Here is an 18,697-nt window from a genome sequence, read left to right on the forward strand (position 1 = left end):
ACATCTCCACAAAGTTTTGCTAGCTTTACCAACATTTGACATGCCTAAACATCAAAGTCTTTTGCCCCGCTAAGCTCCCTCCCTGTTAGAGGAAAAACAGCAGAAACGCACAAAGCCCGGCTCGTTCTCTCCGAAGAGAAAACGAGCCGGACTCAGTCAAAGCAAACTTCACATACATCCCGCAGAAGGATGTATTAGAAGACCCTACTTAGCGTGGTTGGGCTTGCCACCGTGCGGCACGAGGAATGCCGACAGAAAGGCGAGGAACGCGGTCACGGCCAGCAGCATCAGACCGATGAAGTAGTTGTTCTCAGCCTGGTTGTAGGTTGCACCCATCACCAGCGGCGGGAAGAAACCACCCAGAGCGCCAGCAGCAGCAACCACACCGGACACCGCACCAACGTTCTTCGGATCAGCCGCACGAGCCACCCAGCCGAAGACCGAGCCGTGGCCCAGACCCAGAAGAGCAGCCATCAGGATGAAAACAGCACCATACACGTGCTCAGCATCAGGCTGGAACGCGGTAATAACTGCCAGGATCACCACACCACCCAGGGAGATGAGGGTGATAATCTTCGGACCGAACTTATCAGCCAGCACACCACCGAAGGGACGAGCAATCACAGCAGCAACCGCAAAGCCAGCCGCACGCATACCAGCGTCGTTAGCGTTGAAGTTGTAGATGTTGCTCAGGTAAGTAGGCAGGTAGTTCGAGAATGCCACGAACGCACCGAACACAACAGCGTAGAGGAAGCACAGCTGCCAAGTGGTCTTCACCTTGAATGCCTGAACAATCTTCGGCATCAGCGGAGTAACCTCACGGCCGATGGTTGCCGGAGAATCCTTCAAGAAGAAGAAAGAGATAGCAGCGGTTACAGCACAGATAACAGCAATCAGAACGTGAGTCTGGAAGTAACCAATACCCTGCACCAGGCGGGGGGTAGCGAATGCGGAAACCGCAGTACCCACCATGCCGGCACCGAACACACCGGTCGCAAAACCCTTCTTGGAAGCGTCATACCATGCGGCACTGAAGGGAATACCCACAGCGAACACGGTACCCGCAATACCCAGGAAGAACGCCACAACAAGCAGCATGGGCAGCGAGTTCATCTGACCAGCAACACCAACCAGGAAGACCAGGGGCGCGCTAATCGCCAGAACAGCGGTGAACATAATACGACCACCGTAGCGGTCAGTCAGACCACCAGCGGGAATACGGCCGATAGCGCCGATGAAAATCGGCATAGCCACCAGAACACTGGTCATACCAGCGTCCAGGTGCATCTGCTTGGCGTACAGCTTGGCCAGCGGACCAACAATAGTCCAGGCCCAGAAGCCGATGGTCGAGATGAACGTTGCCAGCAGAACGTTACGGAGCTGACCATTCTTCAGGTCGTAGCTCGGTGCAACAGGGGTGCTCATATTTCCTCTTTTGCAATATGGATATGTGTATTAGCGGTCGGCGCGCTCACGCGGGAGAGTACCTACCGGATCCCAACCTCGACGTGCACCAACACGCTGGCCGCCACGGGTGCGGTACACGGTGTAGGGGCGGAAGAGGTAGTGCAGGGGCACAGTCAGTGCATGCACCAGGCGGGTAAAGGGCCAAATGATGAACAGAACCATAGCCACCACGATGTGAATCTTGAAAGCCACGGGAATATTCACCATCAAAGCTACCTCAGGGTGGAAGTAGAACAGCGAACGGAACCAAACAGCGATGGTCTCACGGTAGTTGAAGTGAACCTCGTGACCATTCACCGGAGGCAAACCGCCCGAGGGGTTCACAGCCGAAAGCAGAGTAGCCGCAGTGCCAGCGAGAATCACCAGAACCAAAACGACATACATCAGGACGTCATTACGAGTAGTAGCCGAACGAACACGAGAATTCGAAGCGCGGCGACCAATCAGAATGAACATACCAACAATGGTCGCAATCGCTGCGGCAGAACCAACAACCAGCGCCATCATGTGGTAAGCGTCTTCCGACAAGAACAGGTCGGTAAACGACTTGGGAACAACCAGGCCACCAACGTGACCAAGGAAAACGGCCGCAAGACCGTAGTGGAACAGGGGCGAAGCGATGCGCAGCAGCTTCGATTCATAGACCTGGGACGAGCGGGTAGTCCATCCGAACTGGTCAGTACGGTAACGCCAGATAGTGCCACCAATCAGAACGACCAGCGCAACATAGGGCAGAACGCCCCACAGCAGGATGTCCACAATACCCGGATCGGCTACAGCCTGTGCAGCATGTCCTGCGTTCTCAGAAGCAAGTACGTACACGTGTTGTCTCCTCACAAGGGATAAAACTAGTTAGAACGCGCCGAAGCCTGCTGGAGCAGCTGATGATCAGCGTAACCATCCAAGCCAACAGTCTCGACGGGAGGGCCGTAGCCAGCCATCTTCTGAACCTCCTCCTGAGTCTGCGGAGAGACGCCAGGAAGGGTATCGCAGATGCTCTGCAACAACCCGTAGTGGGGCAGATTTCCGTCCTTCATGGACAGACGAAGAAGCTCAAGGGACGGACGGTACGCCTGCAAAGCGGAACGGCCCTTCCGGCGATCCACCAACGCACAGAACTCCAGCACCAGCGGCAGGTAGTCCGGAAGCTCACCGTTCAAAACGGTCAACATACCGGAGTCGCGGTACATCTGCTTAAAACGCAGAAGAGTCTCACCACGGCGGCGGGTATCGCCATCGGTCCAGTAGGACAGGTGCAGAGAATGACGACGCGAAAGGTCATACTCCTGCACGTACTCGGACTGCACATCCTCCAGGTCCTTAGAAGTCAGCCACTGCTGAACCGCATCAACGGCAGCAATGAAAGCCTCATCCTGGGTGGAAGCGGTAATCTCCACCAGTTCAGGCAGAACCTTCAGAGTTTCCTCATCGGGGTAGCCCAGGAGCATAGCGCTCACCTGGTAGATCACCGAGTCCTTATCCTCGCCGGGACCGTAATCGATATCGAACGGGTTCTCCGGCTGAGCCGGTTCCGAGACAGCAGCCTCGGAACCGGCCTTGCCCATGAGCTTGGAAAAGAATCCAGCCACTTATTACTTCTTTCCGGTGGTGTTCGGGAAGAGGCCGTCAGGGCGGGAAGAACCGTCCCAGCTGAACAAGCTGACCTTGTTGTTAGCCTCGTAGACACCGGTGGACACGGGGGTCGGGCGACCCTCCATATCGTTGAACGCATCGCCGTACATGCCGGGTCCGCCATCCACGCTCAGGGAGCAACCCATTTCCTCAAGGTTGTGGGCGTCCTCCATGTGAGCCTTCGGGATGACGTAACGCTCGTTGTACTTAGCGATAGCCATCAGGCGGTACATCTCGTACACCTGCTGACCGGTCATACCAACAGCCTGAGCAATCTCTTCGTTGCCTTCGCCACCGAGGTTGATATCACGCATGTACGAACGCATCGCAGCCAGACGGCGCAGAACGTTAGTAACAACCTCAGTGTCGCCTGCGGTGAACAGCTCAGCCAAGTACTCAACCGGAATACGGAGAGACTCAATAGCACCGAACAGGTTGTTGCTGTTCTCTGCATCGTGGCCCTGCTCCTTGAGCAGGTCAACAATCGGAGACAGCGGCGGCACGTACCAAACCATGGGCATGGTGCGGTACTCGGGGTGCAGGGGCAGAGCCACCTTCCACTCCTTCGCCAGCTTGTACACGGGCGACTTCTGAGCTGCAGTAATCCACGCATCGGGGATGTCGTTCTTACGAGCCTGCTCGATCACAGCCGGATCCGAAGGATCAAGCATCAGCGACAGCTGAGCCTCGTAGAGGTCCTTCTCATCCTCAACCGAAGCAGCCTCGGTCACGCGGTCTGCATCGTAGAGGAAGATACCGATGTAGCGCATACGACCAACACAGGTCTCAGCACACACGGTCGGGATACCAGCCTCAATACGGGGGTAGCAGAAGGTACACTTCTCAGCCTTACCCGTCTTGTGGTTGAAGTACACCTTCTTGTAGGGGCAACCGGTGATGCACTGACGCCAACCGCGGCAACGGTCCTGGTCAACCAGAACGATACCGTCCTCAGCGCGCTTGTAGATAGCGCCGGAGGGGCAAGAAGCCATGCAAGAGGGGTTCAGGCAGTGCTCACAAATACGAGGCAGGTAGAACATGAAGGTCTGCTCGAACTCGAACTTAATCTTGTCCTCAGCCTTCTTGCGAACCTTCTCAACCAGCGGGTCCAGGTGACCGTACTCGGTCGCACCAGCCAGGTTGTCGTCCCAGTTCATACCCCACTCGACCTTGGTGTCCTCACCGGTGATGAGGGAGACCGGCTTAGCAGCCGGGAAGTCATCACCCAGAGGAGCACTGGTCAGGTTCTGGTAATCGTAGGTCCAGGGCTCGTAGTAGTCGTTCAGCTCGGGCTGAATCGGGGAAGCGAAAATCGTGAAGAGCTTCTGGAAGCGGTTACCGCTCTTGAGCTCCAGACGACCGCGCTTGTTCAGCACCCAGCCGCCCTTCCACTTCTCCTGATCCTCGTAACGGCGGGGGTAACCCTGACCGGGACGAGTCTCAACGTTGTTGAACCAGACGTACTCGGTACCGGCTCGGTTCGTCCATGCCTGCTTACAGGTCACGGAGCAGGTGTGGCAGCCGATGCACTTATCGAGCGCCATCACCATCGCAACTTGTGCCATAACGCGCATTAGAAAGTTACCTCCTGGGACTTACGGCGACGGATGTACGAGACGATGTCTCGCTGGTTACCGGTCGGTCCAAGATAGTTGAAGGCAAACGCCTGGTGAGCGTAGCCACCAATCATGTGGGTGGGCTTCAGAAGAATACGGGTCACCGAGTTGTGAATACCACCGCGCTTACCGGTGACTTCAGACTTCGGGCTAACCATACGCTCCTGAGCGTGGTAAACGAAGCAGACGCCCTCGGGGATACGGTGCGAAACAACCGCACGGCCCACGAAGACACCGTTGGTGTTCACACACTCAATCCACTCGCCGTCCTTGACGCCAATCTTCTCAGCGTCCTGCGGGCTCATCCACGCAACCGGACCGCCACGGAACATGCTGAGCATGTAGTGGTTGTCGAAGTACTGCGAGTGGATTGCCCACTTGTTGTGCGGGGTCAGGTAGCGAACAGCAACCGAAACACCATCGGTAGTACCGAGCTCGGGCTCGTTGTACAGGCCGGTCATATCCAGCGGCGGACGGTAAATCGGCAGAGCCTCGCCCATTTCGTGCATCCAGTCGTGGTCGAGGAAGAAGTGCATACGACCGGTCAGAGTGTGGAACGGCTTCTTCTTCTCGATGTTGACGGTGAACGGAGCGTAACGGCGACCACCGGTCTCCGAACCGGACCACTCGGGGGAAGTCATCACGGGCTGCGGTGCGGCCTGGGTCATGGGGAAGGTAATACGACGTTCCTCGTTACCTTCTGCCAGGTCCATCAGGTGCAGACCGGTCTGCTTCTCGAGCTCCTTGAAGCCCTTGACAGCGACCGCGCCGTTAGCGGTACCGGAAATCATGAGGATTGCTTCAGACATCTTCACGTCGGTATCCAGTGCCGGACGGCCTGCGCCCTTACCGGAGTCCATCACACCGAATTCCTTAGCCATCTTCGCGACTTCGTCCTTCAGATCGTAAGTGATGAACTTGGTGGTGGCACCGAGCTTATCGAACAGCGGGCCAACGGTGGTGTACATGTCGTACACTGCGCCGTAGTCACGCTCGACAGTGACGAAGTTCGGCATGTTCTTGCCGGGCACACCCACCATACCGGGGGTGTTCTTCCAGTCGGGTGCGTGACCGCCAGGCTGAGCAATCTGGCCGGGGGTGTCGTGCAGCAGCGGAACCGAAACGATATCCTTACGGACGCCGAGGTGCTTCTTAGCCAGGCGAGAGAACTCGTATGCCAGAGCCTTGAAGGTCTCGTGGTCGGTCTTTGCCTCCCACGGCGGGTCAATCGCCGGGGAGAACGCGTGCAGGAACGGGTGCATATCGGTCGAGGAGATATCGTGCTTCTCGTACCAGGTAGCAGTCGGCAGAACGATGTCAGACAGCAGGGTCGTGGTGGTCATACGGAAGTCCGAGGTGACCAGCAGATCCAGCTTGCCCTGAGGTGCGTCGTCGACCCACTTCACTTCGTTCGGGTGCTTCTCCGAGTCGGAGCCCTGGACGTTGTCCATGCTGCCGACCAGGTGCTTCAGGAAGTAGCTCTCACCCTTAGCGGAGGAACCGAACAGGTTCGAACGCCACAGGGTCAGGGTACGAGGCCAGTTGACGGGGTTGTCGACGTCCTCAACGGAGAATTCCAGATCACCGGAGTTCAGGCGCTGTGCAATGTAGTCCGCGTTCGAGGAAGCCTCGCCGCGTGCCACTGCCTGCTCTGCCTTATCAGCCAGTTCCATCGGGTTCTCGGGGAACTGCGGGAAGAACGGCATCCAGCCCATGCGCACGGAGCGTGCCACAACGTCAGCAGTGTGAACATCGCGCAGCTCACCCTTAGCCAGCGGGGACTGCAGGTAATCGGTGGAGTATGCATCCTGACGGAACTGGTCAGTGTGCATGTACCAGAAGCCGGTACCAATCATGTGACGCGGCGGGCGGCTCCAGTCCAGAGCGTTAGCAATGTTGGTCAGACCGGTCAGCGGACGTGCCTTCTCCTGGCCCACGTAGTGAGCCCAACCGCCACCGTTACGGCCCTGGCAACCGGTCAGGTTCAGCAGGGCGAGGATAGCGCGGTAGGTGGTGTCAGCGTGGTACCACTGGCAGATGCCTGCACCGAAGATAATCATGGAGCGGCCGCCGGAATCCAGGGCGCTCTTAGCGAACTCGCGGGCAACGCGAATAACAGCCTCGGCGGGGACAGAAGTAATCTGCTCCTGCCATGCCGGGGTGTTCTGGACGTTCCAGTCCTCGTAGTCCTTAGCCCAGGTACCGGGCAGACCCTCACGGCCCACACCGTAGTGTGCCAGCATGATGTCGAAGACAGTGGTGACTTCGTGGCCTTCAACGTAGGCTACAGGCACACCGCGGGTAATGACGTCGCCGTGACCCTTCGGGTTGTCGAAGGTCGGCATCTTGATTTCCACGGCTGCAGTCTGGCCCTGGGGCAGGTCGCGGATCGACAGAATCGGCTTACGACCCTGCAGATCCAGGTTCCACTTGCCCTGGTCTTCCTGAGCGTAACGGTGACCCATGGTGCCGTTGGGCACGAAGACCTCACCGGTCTCGCGGTCCATCAGGACGGGCTTGAAGTCAGCGTTCTGCTGCTCAGCCTCACCAGCGAGCTTTGCTGCGGTCAGGAACTTGGAGGGGACCTTTACGCCGTCTTCGCGGGTTTCCAGGGTGACCAGGAAGGGAAGGTCGGTGTAGGTCAGGGAGAAGTCTTCGAAGAACTCGACACGCTGGTCAACGTAGTTCTCCTTGAGGATGACGTGGCCCATTGCCATAGCCAGTGCCGCGTCGGTACCTGCCTGTGCGGGTAGCCACTCGTCAGCGAACTTGGTGTTGTCGGCGTAGTCGGGGCTCACGGAGACAACCTTGGTACCGCGGTAGCGGACCTCGGAGACCCAGTGAGCATCCGGGGTACGGGTCAGCGGAACGTTTGCGCCCCACATGATGAGGTATGCAGCGTCCCACCAGTCGCCAGACTCGGGAACGTCGGTCTGGTCGCCGAAGACCTGCGGGGAAGCCACGGGAAGGTCGGCGTACCAGTCGTAGAAGCTGGTCATGACGCCACCGGTCAGCTGGATGTAGCGAACACCCGCGCTGAAGGACGCCATAGACATTGCCGGAATCGGGGTGAAGCCAGTGTTACGGTCGGGACCGTAGTACTTGATGGTGTGCACGTGTGCGGCAGCCATCAGCTCAAGAGCTTCAGCCCAGGTCGAACGCACCAGACCACCCTTGCCGCGTGCGTCAACGTAGCGTGCACGCTTGGCGGGGTCGGACACGATGGAGTGGAAGGCGTCCACGGGATCATTGTGGATTGCCTTCGCTTCGCGGTACATCTCCAGCAGGAGACCGCGAACGTAAGGGTACTTAACGCGAGTGGGAGAGTAGGTGTACCACGAGAACGCTGCACCGCGGGGGCAGCCGCGGGGCTCGTACTCGGGGCGGTCGGGACCAACCGTGGGGTAGTCGGTTTCCTGTGCTTCCCAGGTGATAATGCCATCCTTGACATACACCTTCCAGGAGCAGGAGCCGGTGCAGTTCACGCCGTGGGTAGAGCGAACTTCCTTATCGTGGCTCCAACGGTCGCGGTAGAAGGCGTCACCTTCACGGCCGCCTTCACGGAAGACGGCGCGGCCGTCTTCAGTCTCATCCCAGCGGGAGAAGAACTTACCGAACTTAATCAGCTGATCGGTAAGGGGGCCATCCGGGCCCTTAATCTGTGATGCTTGTTCCATACTGCCCAATATATCTGAAATTTGGCATGGAAAATACGAGATAAAAACCTTGCCTAATTCATGCGAAATAAGGGTGTTTTAGACCGTAAGCCAGGCAGAAATTCCGCCCTCCAACATATACACAGAACGCCCTACCAAAGGGGCAATTTCGCGAGCCGCCTCAACCGTTCTAGCGTATCCAGTGCAGTAAATAACGATTTTCTGGGCATTTGCGGGGATTTTACGCTCAATCAAGGCCTTTAAAACACTATTCCGACCGGCCTCCAGCAACTCAGTCAGAGGAAGATTAATAGCCCCATCAATAGCAAAAGCTTTGAATTCCACCTGCTCACGGACGTCCAAAAGGGCAATATTTTCATCCGATGACAGCTTTTTAAGGTCCTGGGCACTTATGGGACGAGGCGTCGAATCAGTAGAAGAGCTAGTAAAATCCTGAGAAATATTACGAATTGTTACATAATTTTTGGGCTTATAACTCGTTTCTTGAGGCAAAACGACACTTTTCTTAGGTACAGCTTGCACGCTAGCTACGAGAGGTATATATTCCCACCTCCCGCTTAACGCCGAATATAGGCCAACCTCACCTATGAGTGGCTCCCCCACCCCGGTCAACAGCTTCACGGCCTCCATAGCCATAGCAGCACCCACCACACCAGCCATAGCGCCCACCACGCCAGCAGTACTACACGAAGGCACACTACCGGCAGCAGGAGCATGAGGGTACAAATCCTCATACACCGGACCGTGTCCCGCCCAAAACACACTCAACTGCGCATCAAAGCCAAGAATCGCAGCCCACACATGCGCAATCCCAGCACGCGCAGCCGCCGCCGAAACCATATAACGCGATTCAAAATTATCGCTACCATCCAGTACCAAATCAGCGCCAGACAGCAAATCATCAACGTTCGCCTCCGTTAAACGCTCACGCACCGGCACAACCTCAATAAAAGGATTCAGCGAGCGCAAAGACTCAGCGGCAGACCCAGCCTTAGAATTACCCACCCTGGCGTGCGTATGAATCACCTGGCGGTGCAGATTCGAAACATCCACGACGTCGTCATCAACCACCACAATCTGACCGACACCAGCACCCGCCAGGTACAGCAGCGCGGGAGCACCCAAACCGCCAGCGCCCAACACCACAACGCGTGCGCCCTTGAGTGCCAGCTGAGCCTCATACCCCATTTCGGGCAGAATCAGCTGACGAGAGTAGAACGCACGCTCAGCGGCAGAGAGCTCGCTCGCGCTACGAGAGGTGTGAGAAGACATAGGGGTTCCTCGCATCAAATAGTAGAGGTGGCTTGAACTTTAGGGATGCAAGCCTCAAGGAGAATAAGCCTGCCCGAGAGAAATCCCCCTGACAGGCTTATATTCAGAATATTCAGAAGGCTAAGCGGGCGAAGTATCCACGCCAACCCACTCGATGCTTCCATCGAGCAGTTCCTGTTCCTTCCAAATCGGCACGCGAGCCTTCACCCGGTCAGCCACCAGCTCGCAAGCATCAAACGCACGGCCACGGTGAGCAGCCGCCGCCATCACGGTCAGAGCCGACTCGCCAATAGCAATCGGACCCACGCGGTGCACAGCCCACAGACGCACGCCATCCAGCTCGGCGGCAACCTCAGCGGCAACCTCGGCAATATACTCACGAGCCTGCGGATGCGCGCTGTAAGACAGCCCGCGCACCGCGCTACCATGATCATGGTTGCGCACAATGCCGTCAAAAATTACCAGGGCACCCATGGCATCAGTCATAACCTCAGCCTTAGCCGCCGCGTACAGCGGTTCCAGGGGAGCCTCCGTAATATCAGTGAACACCACGGTCGAGCCGCTCGGCTCAGCACCGTGCGCGCCCGAGTGGTCCAGGGATTCTTCCTTCTGCGGCTTAGTGGTCATGGTAGTCCTCCATCTGACGGCAAATGTGCTCAACAAGCGGGTCGAGGGTCGCCACGCCGTCCTTCACGCCACCGCGCGAACCGGGCAGGGTCATCACGAAGGTACGGTCAATGACGCCCGCCACGCCGCGTGAAAGCACCGCCGCAGGAACGTTCTTCAGACCGTTCTTCCAGAAGGCATGCATGATGCCGGGAACTTCCTTATCCAGGTGGGGGCGTACAGCCTCCACGGTCTGGTCGTCAGAGTTCAGACCGGTACCACCGCTGGTCAGGATGAAGGTCGGCAGAGTGCCGTTCTTCTTTCCCTCGGTGACCAGGGTGTTGAAGTACTCGACGATATCGCGGTCTTCAATGACCACGGCGTCCGGGGTGTCGAAGCCGCGCGAGCGCAACCATTCCACGGCGATGGGGCCGGACTTATCCTCGTACACGCCGCGGGCTGCGCGGGTGGAGGCGACAATGACCAGACCGGTCAGGTTCTCCGGCATGGTGTAGTCTTCGCTACTCATTGGCTTTCCTTTTCTGTATCTATCAGGTGACAGTGGGGTCGGTGGGGTCGGTGTGCCGCCGGAGCTTAGGAGCCCTCGCGGACGGACCAGTCGCCGGACTTGCCGCCGCTCTTCTCCAGAACACGGATATCGGTGATGACGGCGTGCTTATCGACTGCCTTGATCATGTCGAAAACGGTCAGCGCTGCCGAGGAGACGGCGGTGAGCGCCTCCATCTCTACGCCGGTGACGCCGCGGGTCTTCACGGACGCCTCAATACGCACGAAATCAGTGCCGCGCTCAAAGTCCACCGTGATTTTGCCCAGGGGCAGCGGGTGACAGAGGGGAATGATTTCCGGGGTGCGCTTAGCGCCCATGATGCCGGCAACACGTGCAACCGGAAGCGCGTCACCCTTGGGCAGGTCAGCGTCAAAAATCATGGCGATAACATCTTCGCGGGTGCGCACGGTCGCCTCAGCCAGAGCGGTGCGGGTGGTGACCGACTTCTCCGTAACGTCCACCATGTGCGCCGAGCCGTCGGCGCGCACGTGGGTCAGTTCCTGGTTGGGCTGCGAGGTAGAGGTCATCGTTTCTCCTGGCTTCAGCGCGGTATTCTTCTGCCGCGAATCGTTACTTAGTATGAGTCTCAATTATTCCTTGTCGTTCACGCAAGGAACAACGCGGGTGTGTTTCGCTTAGTTATCGGTGAGGCGAATGCGGTGGTAGGGCACTGCCTCTCCCCCGGTGTAGGTGGTTCCGGGCGCCAGCTCGATGAGCACGTCCGCCTGGGCGGCGCGGTGCAGCAGGTGCGAGCCTGAGAGGACGTCCGGGTAGAGCTCCACCCGGTAGGTTCCGGGTTCCACCTCGACCATGGCGAGGGTGCCGCGCAGGAACTGGCGTTTGGCCGCCGGTGCGGTGAGCGGGGTTTCGGTGACGAGCACGCCTCGCGGTGCGTTATTCAAGGTCGCTTGTTCGGAGGCGACCGCGTAGGGCACACCGTAGGGACCGCCAGCACGCAGGTAGGGGCGCAGAATCAGCGCGTACGAGATGAGCGTGCTCACTGGGTTTCCGGGGAAGGAGATCATGGGCACGCGGTGGCCCTTGAAGTCGAGCAGGTTCACGCCCTGGGGGCCGCCGGGCTGCTGGCTGACGTGGCCAAACCAGGAGACGGGCACCAGAATATCGGCTTCGTGTGCCTTGGCGATGGCGTTACGGACCACCTCGTATTTGCCGTGGCTAATACCACCCGAGGTGATGATGATGTCCGGTTTGAAGCTCTCGTACTCTGCTACGAGGCGGTGCACCAGCTCTACCGGGTCGTCACCGATAGCGATGCGGCGCACCTCCGCTCCGTCTTCGCGGAGCATGGCGGTGAGCATGGGTCCGTTGGCGTCAAAAATCTGGCCCTGGCCAAGTTCCTGAGTGGTGGCGCTTCCATCTTCTTCAACGCCGGAGAGGATCTCGTCGCCGCCGGTGCACACGAGCACGCGAGGACCAGCCGCAACGGTCAGGCGTGCGTAGCCCTGGGATGCGAGCGCACCAAGCATGGCGGGGGTGATGCGTTCACCGGCGCGTGCGAGGACCTGGCCGGTGACGACGTCTTCGCCGCGGCGGCGCACGAATTGTCCGGGCTTGCCGGGGGCGAGTTTGACCTTTTCGCTGGGGCGGCCGAAGGACTCGGGTAGGTCGGGATATTCGATGCGTTCAGACTGTTCGACGGGGATGACGGCGTCGTAGCCCTTAGGCATGGGCGCGCCGGTCATGATGGGGTAGGTCAGGTCGTCAGAGGAGCGGGAACGTTGGAGGGGGCGGCCAGCGGGGATTTCGCGTCCGACGGTGAAGATGCGGTCTTCGCGTTCTGCGGCTTCGGCGGTGAGGGCGTAGCCGTCCATTTGGGAGTTGTCGAAGCTGGGTACGTCCATGCGTGCGGTGACGTCTTGGGCGAGGATGCGTCCTGCCGCGTGGTAGAGGGGAACCGTTTCTGCGGTGCCGATGAAGACTTCGCGCAGCAGTAGCGCCAGGTAGGCGCGGTATTCCTCGGTGCTGGGGGTTCCGTTGAATTCGGGGGCAATCATGGCGGTTCCAATCGTGCGGCGGCGGTTATGACTAGTGTAGGTGTGTTTTTGTGGGCTGGTAAATGCAGTTTCGCCTAAGGACCGGTATGCTCCCGGTGGTGTGCGGGGCAAGCGACGGGGTGGTTTATCGGGTGCTTTCGCGTAGTTTTTTCAGAGCGCGGATCAGGCCGAGGACCCCGAAGATTCCTAGGTAGAGGCTGATGAGAATCAGGGCGCTTCCGAGGGCGCTGGGGATGTCGCTGCTGTTGATGGCCAGGTCGATGGCGAGGGGTATGGTTTGGGTTTTGCCTTGCACGTTGCCGGCGAAGGTGACGGTTGCGCCGTATTCGCCGAGGGCACGGGCGAAGGAGAGCAGGAAAGCGGTGGCAAGGCCGGGCGCAGCGAGGGGTAGCAGCACTTTGAAAGTAATTTCTGCGGGTTTAGCGCCTTCGACGAGGGCAATTTCTTCGTATTCGCGGGGAATAGCCTGCAGGGTGGTGACCGCAGTGGCAACGAAGAAGGGTAGGGCGACGAATACCTGGGCGATAATCACCGCGTTGGGGGTGAATGGAATAGAGATTCCCGACTGGTAGAGGTAGGTGCCAATCATGCCTTTGCGTCCCCAGAAGAAGAGTAGCCCGAGGCCGGAGACAACCGGAGAGAGAATCACCGGGGTGTAGATGATGGCGTAGAGGACCGACCCAAACCGGTGTAGCCGCGAGCGATTGAGCACTTTGGAGAGCACAAGCGCCAGGGGCGCGCCGAGAAGCCCGCAGATGAGGGTGGATGCGGCGGCGGTGCTGAGGGAGAGGTTCGCCGCCCCGAGCACCTGCGGGGTGAAGATACTGCCGAGCTGGCTCCAGGGGATGTTGAGGAAGAGCCCGAGGAGCGGTCCGGCAATGAGGAAAATACCCAGCGACGCCGGAACCAGGAAGAGCACGGGCACGGAGGCGAAGAGTCTGCTTCCGGGTGTGCTTGAGGTTCCGGCGTTGCGGCGGGTAGCGGTAGTGTCTGTCATGGGTGGTGAGACGCGGGTTGTTCCCTACTGTGTTGAATTACTGTGCGGTGTTGAAGCCGTACTCGGTGAGGATCTTCTTCGCCTCGTCGGAGTTCTTCAACCATTCGTTGAACTTCTTCGCGGTTTCGGAGGAGGAGCCGGTCTTGCTCAGCGCTGCGGGGTATTCGTTGCGTTCCACGTCGGTCAGTTCGACGGAGCCGAGGTTGACGCCCTTCTTCTTGGCTGCGGCGAGGTCGGTGGTGTAGATGAAGCCTGCATCGGCGTTACCGGTGGTGACCTTGGTTGCTACGTCGGTGACCTTGCTTTCGGTGGTTGCGTTCTTGAGGGTGATGTCGTGCTTCTTCAGTTCCTGGTGGGCGATGGTGCCGCAGGGGACGTCTTCTTTGCAGACTGCGACGACGCCGTCGGTGGTCTTGAGGTCGTCGAGGCTGTTGATCTTGCCGGGGTTGCCTTCAGCGGTGACGAGCACGAGCTTATTGGTGACCAGAACGTTGGTTTCGGAGCCGGAGAACTGGTCGAGTTTCTTTGCCTTGTCCATGTTCTTGGTGTCTGCGGTGATGAGCAGGTCGGGGGTTGCGCCCTGCTCAATCTGGTTGACGAGCTTTGCGGAGCCTTCGTAGACGAAGGTGACGTCCACGCCGGGGTTGGCGGCTTCGTATGCCTTTTCGAGGTCTGCGCCGGCGTTGTTCAGGGAGGCTGCGGCGAAGACTTCGACCTTGCCGGAGGCAGCCTGTCTACTCGATGCGGAGGCAGTGGACGAAGAGGAGTTCTGAGTGGCGCCGCATCCGGTGAGGGCGAGGGTTGCTGCCGCGAGCGCGCTGAGGGCTGCGAGGGGGCTCTTCATGAGGTATTTCCTTGGTTGGTTCGTACTGCTATTGGAGGTGAGGTGCGTCCATGTGCGGGCTTTATGTGACGTTCCGTGTACGTCCCTAGCTTGTACACGTGGTGTTGCGTTGTCACGGTAGTCTGCGGTGGCGCAGTTGTAACTTACCCTGTACACACTATGTAAGTGCCCCAGAACATGGGATAATCATATTGTCACCTGAAATATGCAAATTTTCCACATAGGTTTTACATGGCGTACACGGCGAATTCGGCCTCTTCTGAACTCATTGCGGGCCCAATGTTAAGCACCTTATCTTCTGCAGAGGATAACGGAGCTGCTTTTGTGACACCCAAAAAATCTGAGAGTGGCGTAAAGACCCAGCGTAAGCTCCCGAATATTACGAATAGCGGTCCGCTCTTGGACCGTTGGGGTCGCGCGGCAACGGACCTGCGTATCTCTCTAACCGATAAATGTAATCTTCGTTGCATTTATTGCATGCCGGCGGATGGTTTGCAGTGGCTCCCAAAGGAGAATCTCCTCTCCGCCGAGGAGATTGCGCGCCTTGCCGACATTGCGATTACCGAGCTGGGTGTGGAAGAGATTCGCTTCACCGGTGGCGAGCCGCTAGTGCGCGCCGACTTGGTGGACATTATTTCTCGCATCCATGAGGCGCATCCGAGCATTCCGTTGGCGATTACGACGAACGGTATTGGTTTGGAGAAGCGTGCCGCCGCGCTGGCGGAGGCTGGTCTGACCCGCATCAATGTTTCTCTGGATACGATTTGCCGTGAGACCTTTGCCGAGCTGACCCGCCGCGATAAGCTCGACGCCGTGCTCAAGGGCATCGATGGTGCAGCGGAGGCTGGCCTGTGGCCGATCAAGATTAATGCTGTGCTGATGCCGGGTCTGAATGATGATCAGGCTCCGGAGCTTCTGTGTTGGGCGTTGGCGGGCGGCTATCAGCTGCGTTTCATTGAGCAGATGCCGCTGGATGCTGATAACCGTTGGACCCGTGAGGGCACGATTACCGCCGCTGAGATTCGCGAGAAACTGTCGGCTGAGTATGTTCTGGGTTCGGTGGCGGAGGCGCGCGGCGACTCCCCCGCTCAGCTGTGGGAGGTGTACCCGCTCGGTACTGCCCTGGATGAGGCGGGCTTCCCTGCTGACGGTACCGAGTCGCTGGGCCGTGTGGGTATTATCGCCTCGGTCACGGAGTCGTTCTGCAATGCATGCACCCGCACCCGCCTGACGGCGGACGGTAAGATTCGTTCCTGCTTGTTCTCCGACACCGAGACTGATTTGATGCAGCTTCTGCGTTCCGGTGCTGACGATAAGCAGCTGGCTCTGCGCTGGCGTGAGGGCATGTGGTTTAAGCCGCGCGCCCACGGTAAGGAAGACGCTGACTTCGATATTGAGGAGTTCGCGAAGGCGAGCCGCTCGATGAGCGCTATTGGTGGCTAAGAGGCTACCCTATTTATTAGCCGAACGTACAGCCTGATATGCGTGGGACAAGGCCTTTTACTGGCACCAGCCCCCCCCTGGCGTTCGGCTGTCCCTATTCAAGGTTTGAGGAGCATGATGCAGGTTCATTTTTTCGCTGCCGCACGTTCTGCGGCGGGTACCACGCAGCTGTCGGTACCTTTGGCTGAGTTACCGTCGGCAACTCTTGGCGCGCTCGTTGAGCATCTGGGTCAGAGCTTGGAGGGTACGACCCCGTCGGGTCTGACTCTTGCGCAGGTGATGGAGCAGTGCTCGTTCCTGGTCAATGGTGCCCGCTCGGATGCGCAGGCACCTCTGCAGGATGCCGACCGTGTGGACGTTCTGCCTCCCTTTGCGGGTGGATAATGCGGGCGGATAAAATGCCCGGTTCTGTACTTCCCGCTGGGGGCGATTTTTCGTGCGCCGCGGTCGTTGTTGCCGGAGGTGCTTCTCGCCGCCTGAACCACGTGCCGAAGGCGTCCCTGTCTGATGGTACGAATACTCTGCTGGATTGTGCTCTGGAGGCGGTGGCCGCCGCATCCCCGCGCGTGGTGGTGGGTCCTGAGAGCCTACCCTTGCCGTCGGGGGTGTTGCGTACTCGTGAGGATCCGCCGTTTTCGGGTCCTGCCGCGGCGATTCATGCCGGTTTGGAGTGCATTGCGGCCGATTGCGAGCGCTCGCAGATTCCTGTGCCCGACTGGTGCCTGATTTTGGGTGTGGATACTCCGCGTATTGCCCCGGCGGTTCAACAGCTGATTACTGCGGCGCAAAGTGCTGAGCGCACGGCGGGCTTCTCCCCTACTGATTCGGAATCATTTGAGGGTGCTGAATCATCTGCAGGTTTCTGGGGTGTTTCTGAGGGTATCTATCAGCCGCTGGTGGGTATTTACCGTTTTGAGGCAATTCGTTCGGTCTTTTCGGCCGGCACCACCAACGCTTCTGTTCGTTCTTTTTTGCGCCGTTTGAACCCGGTGGCGGTTCAGATGTCTGCCGCTGATACCGCCGATGTTGATACGTGGGAGCAGGCGCAGGCGCTGGGTTATACGACTTCGCTTTGGTCAAGCTATTAGTAGCTGAGCTACCGCAGTGTGATATTAGGGCCTGACTACGAGTACCCTAGGTGATAAGTCTTGGCTTTAGATGCCGTGTACATGTAGCGTTTTTGAGCTCGCGCGCTGTTGCGCGTCCCGCACACACTTTTACGAGGTACGATGTCTCACCATATTCCTTCTGTTTCGTGGCAGCAGGCCCGCCAGATTTTGCATGAGCAGGGCCTGGAGATTGCACACCATGTGAAGACGGAGTCTTTGCCGCTGCTGGCGACAATTGACCACTATTTGGCGGATGATGTTTATTCGGTGATGCCGGTGCCCCACTACAGCTCTTCCGCGATGGACGGTTACGCTGTGGCGGGTGTGCCTCCGTGGCGTCTGGTGACTCCGGCGTATCCGGAGGATTCTCGCGCTAATATTCACCGTCTGACGGTGCCGATTGCTCCGGGTGAGGCGACCCCGATTTTGACGGGTGGTTTGCTCCCTGAGGGCGCTGAAGCGATTGTGCGCGAGGAGCATTCGCGCCTGTATGAGGGTGCGGAGGCTTCGTCTCGCCCTGGTGTAGCTGCTCATTTGGAGACTCAGTCCAGTATTCATTACCTGGATATGGCGGAGGGTTTTGAGCCTCCGGCGCCGGGTGCTGATATTCGCCATGCTGGTGTTGAGCTAGAGCGTGGCGAGCTGTTGGCACGCCACGGCGACCGTATCTCTGCGCGTATGGCGGCGTTCTTGGGCACGAATGGTTTTGATGAGTTGCCGGTGTACGCCCCGATTCCGGTACGTTGCGCGTTTACGGGTAATGAGGTCATTACCTTTGGTGTGCCTGCGCCTGGTCAGGTGCGTGATGCGTTTGGCGGCTTTATGGAGCATGCGATTATTTCTGCTGGCTGCGAGGCGCGCCCTTCGATTCGTTTGGCGGATGTTGAGTCTGAGTTCCGCACGTTCTTGTCCACGTCGACGGCTCGTGTGCTGGTGTTTACGGGCGGGTCGAGCACCTCGGGTGTTGATTTGGTGCGTAAGGTGCTCAACGACATGGGCGCAACCTATTTGTTTGAGTCGGTGGATGTGCGTCCGGGGCATCCGGCATTGGCTGCGCGTTTGCCGGTTCCGGAGACGGGCCCGAATTCTGGTCGTGAGCGTTTTGTGTTGGGTCTGCCGGGTAATCCTTTGGCAGCGTACACGGCTTTGTATTCGTATTTGCCGCCGCTTTTGGCTGGTATGAGGGATATGCCCCTACCGGAGCTGGATTCGGCTGTTTTGGGTGAGCCGGTTGATACTTTGCGTAAGCCGGCGGGGGTTCGTCTGTTGCCGGTGTCGGTGCGTGATGGTGTAGCGTATCCTCTACCGAAGTCGGCGTCGCATATGTTGTCGTCGTTGGCAGCGGCTACTCATTGTGCGGTGTTGGATGATTCTTCGGTTCGGGGTTCTGCCCATGAGGTGGGAGCTCGGGTTCCGATTATTCCGGTGCTGTAGTAAGGCGCTATTTTCCG

General features: G+C 58.6%; 16 protein-coding genes. 4 read left to right on the top strand and 12 right to left on the bottom strand.

What is annotated here, in order from left to right:
• Positions 1–204 precede the first annotated feature (204 nt).
• The 12 genes from HMPREF2527_RS05490 to modA all read right to left on the bottom strand — a co-directional run bounded on the left by HMPREF2527_RS05490 (position 205) and on the right by modA (position 14,694).
• The gene (locus HMPREF2527_RS05490) at positions 205–1,425 is read right to left on the bottom strand and encodes an MFS transporter (RefSeq protein WP_070506937.1); all 1,221 of its coding nucleotides are present in this window, start codon (positions 1,423–1,425) and stop codon (positions 205–207) included.
• Positions 1,426–1,455: 30 nt separating this feature from the next.
• A complete protein-coding gene (gene narI, locus HMPREF2527_RS05495) occupies positions 1,456–2,289 on the bottom strand; it encodes a respiratory nitrate reductase subunit gamma (RefSeq protein ID WP_044150202.1) in 834 nt (277 codons plus the stop codon).
• Positions 2,290–2,315: 26 nt separating this feature from the next.
• Positions 2,316–3,056, bottom strand: coding sequence for a nitrate reductase molybdenum cofactor assembly chaperone (gene narJ, locus HMPREF2527_RS05500; RefSeq protein ID WP_012903033.1), 741 nt, complete (start codon positions 3,054–3,056; stop codon positions 2,316–2,318).
• Positions 3,057–3,059: 3 nt separating this feature from the next.
• Complete coding sequence (gene narH, locus HMPREF2527_RS05505; RefSeq protein ID WP_005504921.1) at positions 3,060–4,673, bottom strand: nitrate reductase subunit beta; 1,614 nt, start codon at positions 4,671–4,673, stop codon at positions 3,060–3,062.
• On the bottom strand, positions 4,673–8,392 hold the full coding sequence (locus tag HMPREF2527_RS05510; protein ID WP_070506939.1) for a nitrate reductase subunit alpha: 3,720 nt from the start codon (positions 8,390–8,392) through the stop codon (positions 4,673–4,675). Before HMPREF2527_RS05510 ends, narH begins: the two co-directional genes overlap by 1 nt.
• A 78-nt stretch (positions 8,393–8,470) precedes the next feature.
• The gene (locus tag HMPREF2527_RS05515) at positions 8,471–9,664 is read right to left on the bottom strand and encodes a ThiF family adenylyltransferase (protein WP_070506942.1); all 1,194 of its coding nucleotides are present in this window, start codon (positions 9,662–9,664) and stop codon (positions 8,471–8,473) included.
• Between the two features lie 120 nt (positions 9,665–9,784).
• Positions 9,785–10,291: a molybdenum cofactor biosynthesis protein MoaE gene (locus tag HMPREF2527_RS05520; RefSeq protein WP_044150198.1), complete on the bottom strand. Its 507-nt coding sequence runs from the start codon at positions 10,289–10,291 to the stop codon at positions 9,785–9,787.
• On the bottom strand, positions 10,281–10,799 hold the full coding sequence (locus HMPREF2527_RS05525; RefSeq protein WP_049347297.1) for a MogA/MoaB family molybdenum cofactor biosynthesis protein: 519 nt from the start codon (positions 10,797–10,799) through the stop codon (positions 10,281–10,283). The genes HMPREF2527_RS05520 and HMPREF2527_RS05525 overlap by 11 nt, the downstream gene beginning before the upstream one ends.
• A 65-nt stretch (positions 10,800–10,864) precedes the next feature.
• Positions 10,865–11,365, bottom strand: coding sequence for a cyclic pyranopterin monophosphate synthase MoaC (gene moaC, locus HMPREF2527_RS05530; protein ID WP_049347299.1), 501 nt, complete (start codon positions 11,363–11,365; stop codon positions 10,865–10,867).
• Between the two features lie 108 nt (positions 11,366–11,473).
• A complete protein-coding gene (locus tag HMPREF2527_RS05535; RefSeq protein WP_044150194.1) occupies positions 11,474–12,853 on the bottom strand; it encodes a molybdopterin molybdotransferase MoeA in 1,380 nt (459 codons plus the stop codon).
• A 124-nt stretch (positions 12,854–12,977) separates the two neighbouring features.
• Complete coding sequence (locus HMPREF2527_RS05540) at positions 12,978–13,850, bottom strand: ABC transporter permease (RefSeq protein ID WP_012903025.1); 873 nt, start codon at positions 13,848–13,850, stop codon at positions 12,978–12,980.
• 37 nt (positions 13,851–13,887) lie between these two features.
• Complete coding sequence (modA, locus tag HMPREF2527_RS05545; RefSeq protein ID WP_070506944.1) at positions 13,888–14,694, bottom strand: molybdate ABC transporter substrate-binding protein; 807 nt, start codon at positions 14,692–14,694, stop codon at positions 13,888–13,890.
• A 231-nt stretch (positions 14,695–14,925) separates the two neighbouring features.
• On the opposite strand from modA, the gene moaA reads away from it, so the two are divergent.
• The 4 genes from moaA (at position 14,926) to HMPREF2527_RS05565 (ending at position 18,680) form a co-directional block, all read left to right on the top strand.
• A complete protein-coding gene (moaA, locus tag HMPREF2527_RS05550; RefSeq protein ID WP_070506947.1) occupies positions 14,926–16,137 on the top strand; it encodes a GTP 3',8-cyclase MoaA in 1,212 nt (403 codons plus the stop codon).
• Positions 16,138–16,254: 117 nt separating this feature from the next.
• Positions 16,255–16,521 carry a MoaD/ThiS family protein gene (locus HMPREF2527_RS05555; protein WP_049338071.1) on the top strand — a complete coding sequence of 89 codons (267 nt, stop codon included), beginning with the start codon at positions 16,255–16,257 and terminating at the stop codon, positions 16,519–16,521.
• Positions 16,521–17,225: a molybdenum cofactor guanylyltransferase gene (locus tag HMPREF2527_RS05560; RefSeq protein WP_049338070.1), complete on the top strand. Its 705-nt coding sequence runs from the start codon at positions 16,521–16,523 to the stop codon at positions 17,223–17,225. Before HMPREF2527_RS05555 ends, HMPREF2527_RS05560 begins: the two co-directional genes overlap by 1 nt.
• A 141-nt stretch (positions 17,226–17,366) precedes the next feature.
• Complete coding sequence (locus HMPREF2527_RS05565) at positions 17,367–18,680, top strand: molybdopterin molybdotransferase MoeA (RefSeq protein WP_070506949.1); 1,314 nt, start codon at positions 17,367–17,369, stop codon at positions 18,678–18,680.
• Positions 18,681–18,697: the final 17 nt, after the last annotated feature.

The sequence above is a fragment of the Rothia sp. HMSC071B01 genome (genome assembly GCF_001808945.1).
In the GTDB taxonomy this organism is placed as follows: domain Bacteria; phylum Actinomycetota; class Actinomycetes; order Actinomycetales; family Micrococcaceae; genus Rothia.

Bases quoted from the DNA above. Each gene is read 5' to 3' on its own strand.
- modA (WP_070506944.1), bottom strand. From the start codon at position 14,694: ATGAAGAGCCCCCTCGCAGCCCTCAGCGCGCTCGCGGCAGCAACCCTC.
- moaA (WP_070506947.1), top strand. From the start codon at position 14,926: ATGGCGTACACGGCGAATTCGGCCTCTTCTGAACTCATTGCGGGCCCA.
- HMPREF2527_RS05520 (WP_044150198.1), bottom strand. From the start codon at position 10,291: ATGACCACTAAGCCGCAGAAGGAAGAATCCCTGGACCACTCGGGCGCG.
- HMPREF2527_RS05565 (WP_070506949.1), top strand. From the start codon at position 17,367: ATGTCTCACCATATTCCTTCTGTTTCGTGGCAGCAGGCCCGCCAGATT.
- HMPREF2527_RS05525 (WP_049347297.1), bottom strand. From the start codon at position 10,799: ATGAGTAGCGAAGACTACACCATGCCGGAGAACCTGACCGGTCTGGTC.
- HMPREF2527_RS05490 (WP_070506937.1), bottom strand. From the start codon at position 1,425: ATGAGCACCCCTGTTGCACCGAGCTACGACCTGAAGAATGGTCAGCTC.
- HMPREF2527_RS05510 (WP_070506939.1), bottom strand. From the start codon at position 8,392: ATGGAACAAGCATCACAGATTAAGGGCCCGGATGGCCCCCTTACCGAT.
- HMPREF2527_RS05540 (WP_012903025.1), bottom strand. From the start codon at position 13,850: ATGACAGACACTACCGCTACCCGCCGCAACGCCGGAACCTCAAGCACA.
- HMPREF2527_RS05560 (WP_049338070.1), top strand. From the start codon at position 16,521: ATGCGGGCGGATAAAATGCCCGGTTCTGTACTTCCCGCTGGGGGCGAT.
- moaC (WP_049347299.1), bottom strand. From the start codon at position 11,365: ATGACCTCTACCTCGCAGCCCAACCAGGAACTGACCCACGTGCGCGCC.
- HMPREF2527_RS05555 (WP_049338071.1), top strand. From the start codon at position 16,255: ATGCAGGTTCATTTTTTCGCTGCCGCACGTTCTGCGGCGGGTACCACG.
- HMPREF2527_RS05515 (WP_070506942.1), bottom strand. From the start codon at position 9,664: ATGTCTTCTCACACCTCTCGTAGCGCGAGCGAGCTCTCTGCCGCTGAG.
- HMPREF2527_RS05535 (WP_044150194.1), bottom strand. From the start codon at position 12,853: ATGATTGCCCCCGAATTCAACGGAACCCCCAGCACCGAGGAATACCGC.
- narH (WP_005504921.1), bottom strand. From the start codon at position 4,673: ATGCGCGTTATGGCACAAGTTGCGATGGTGATGGCGCTCGATAAGTGC.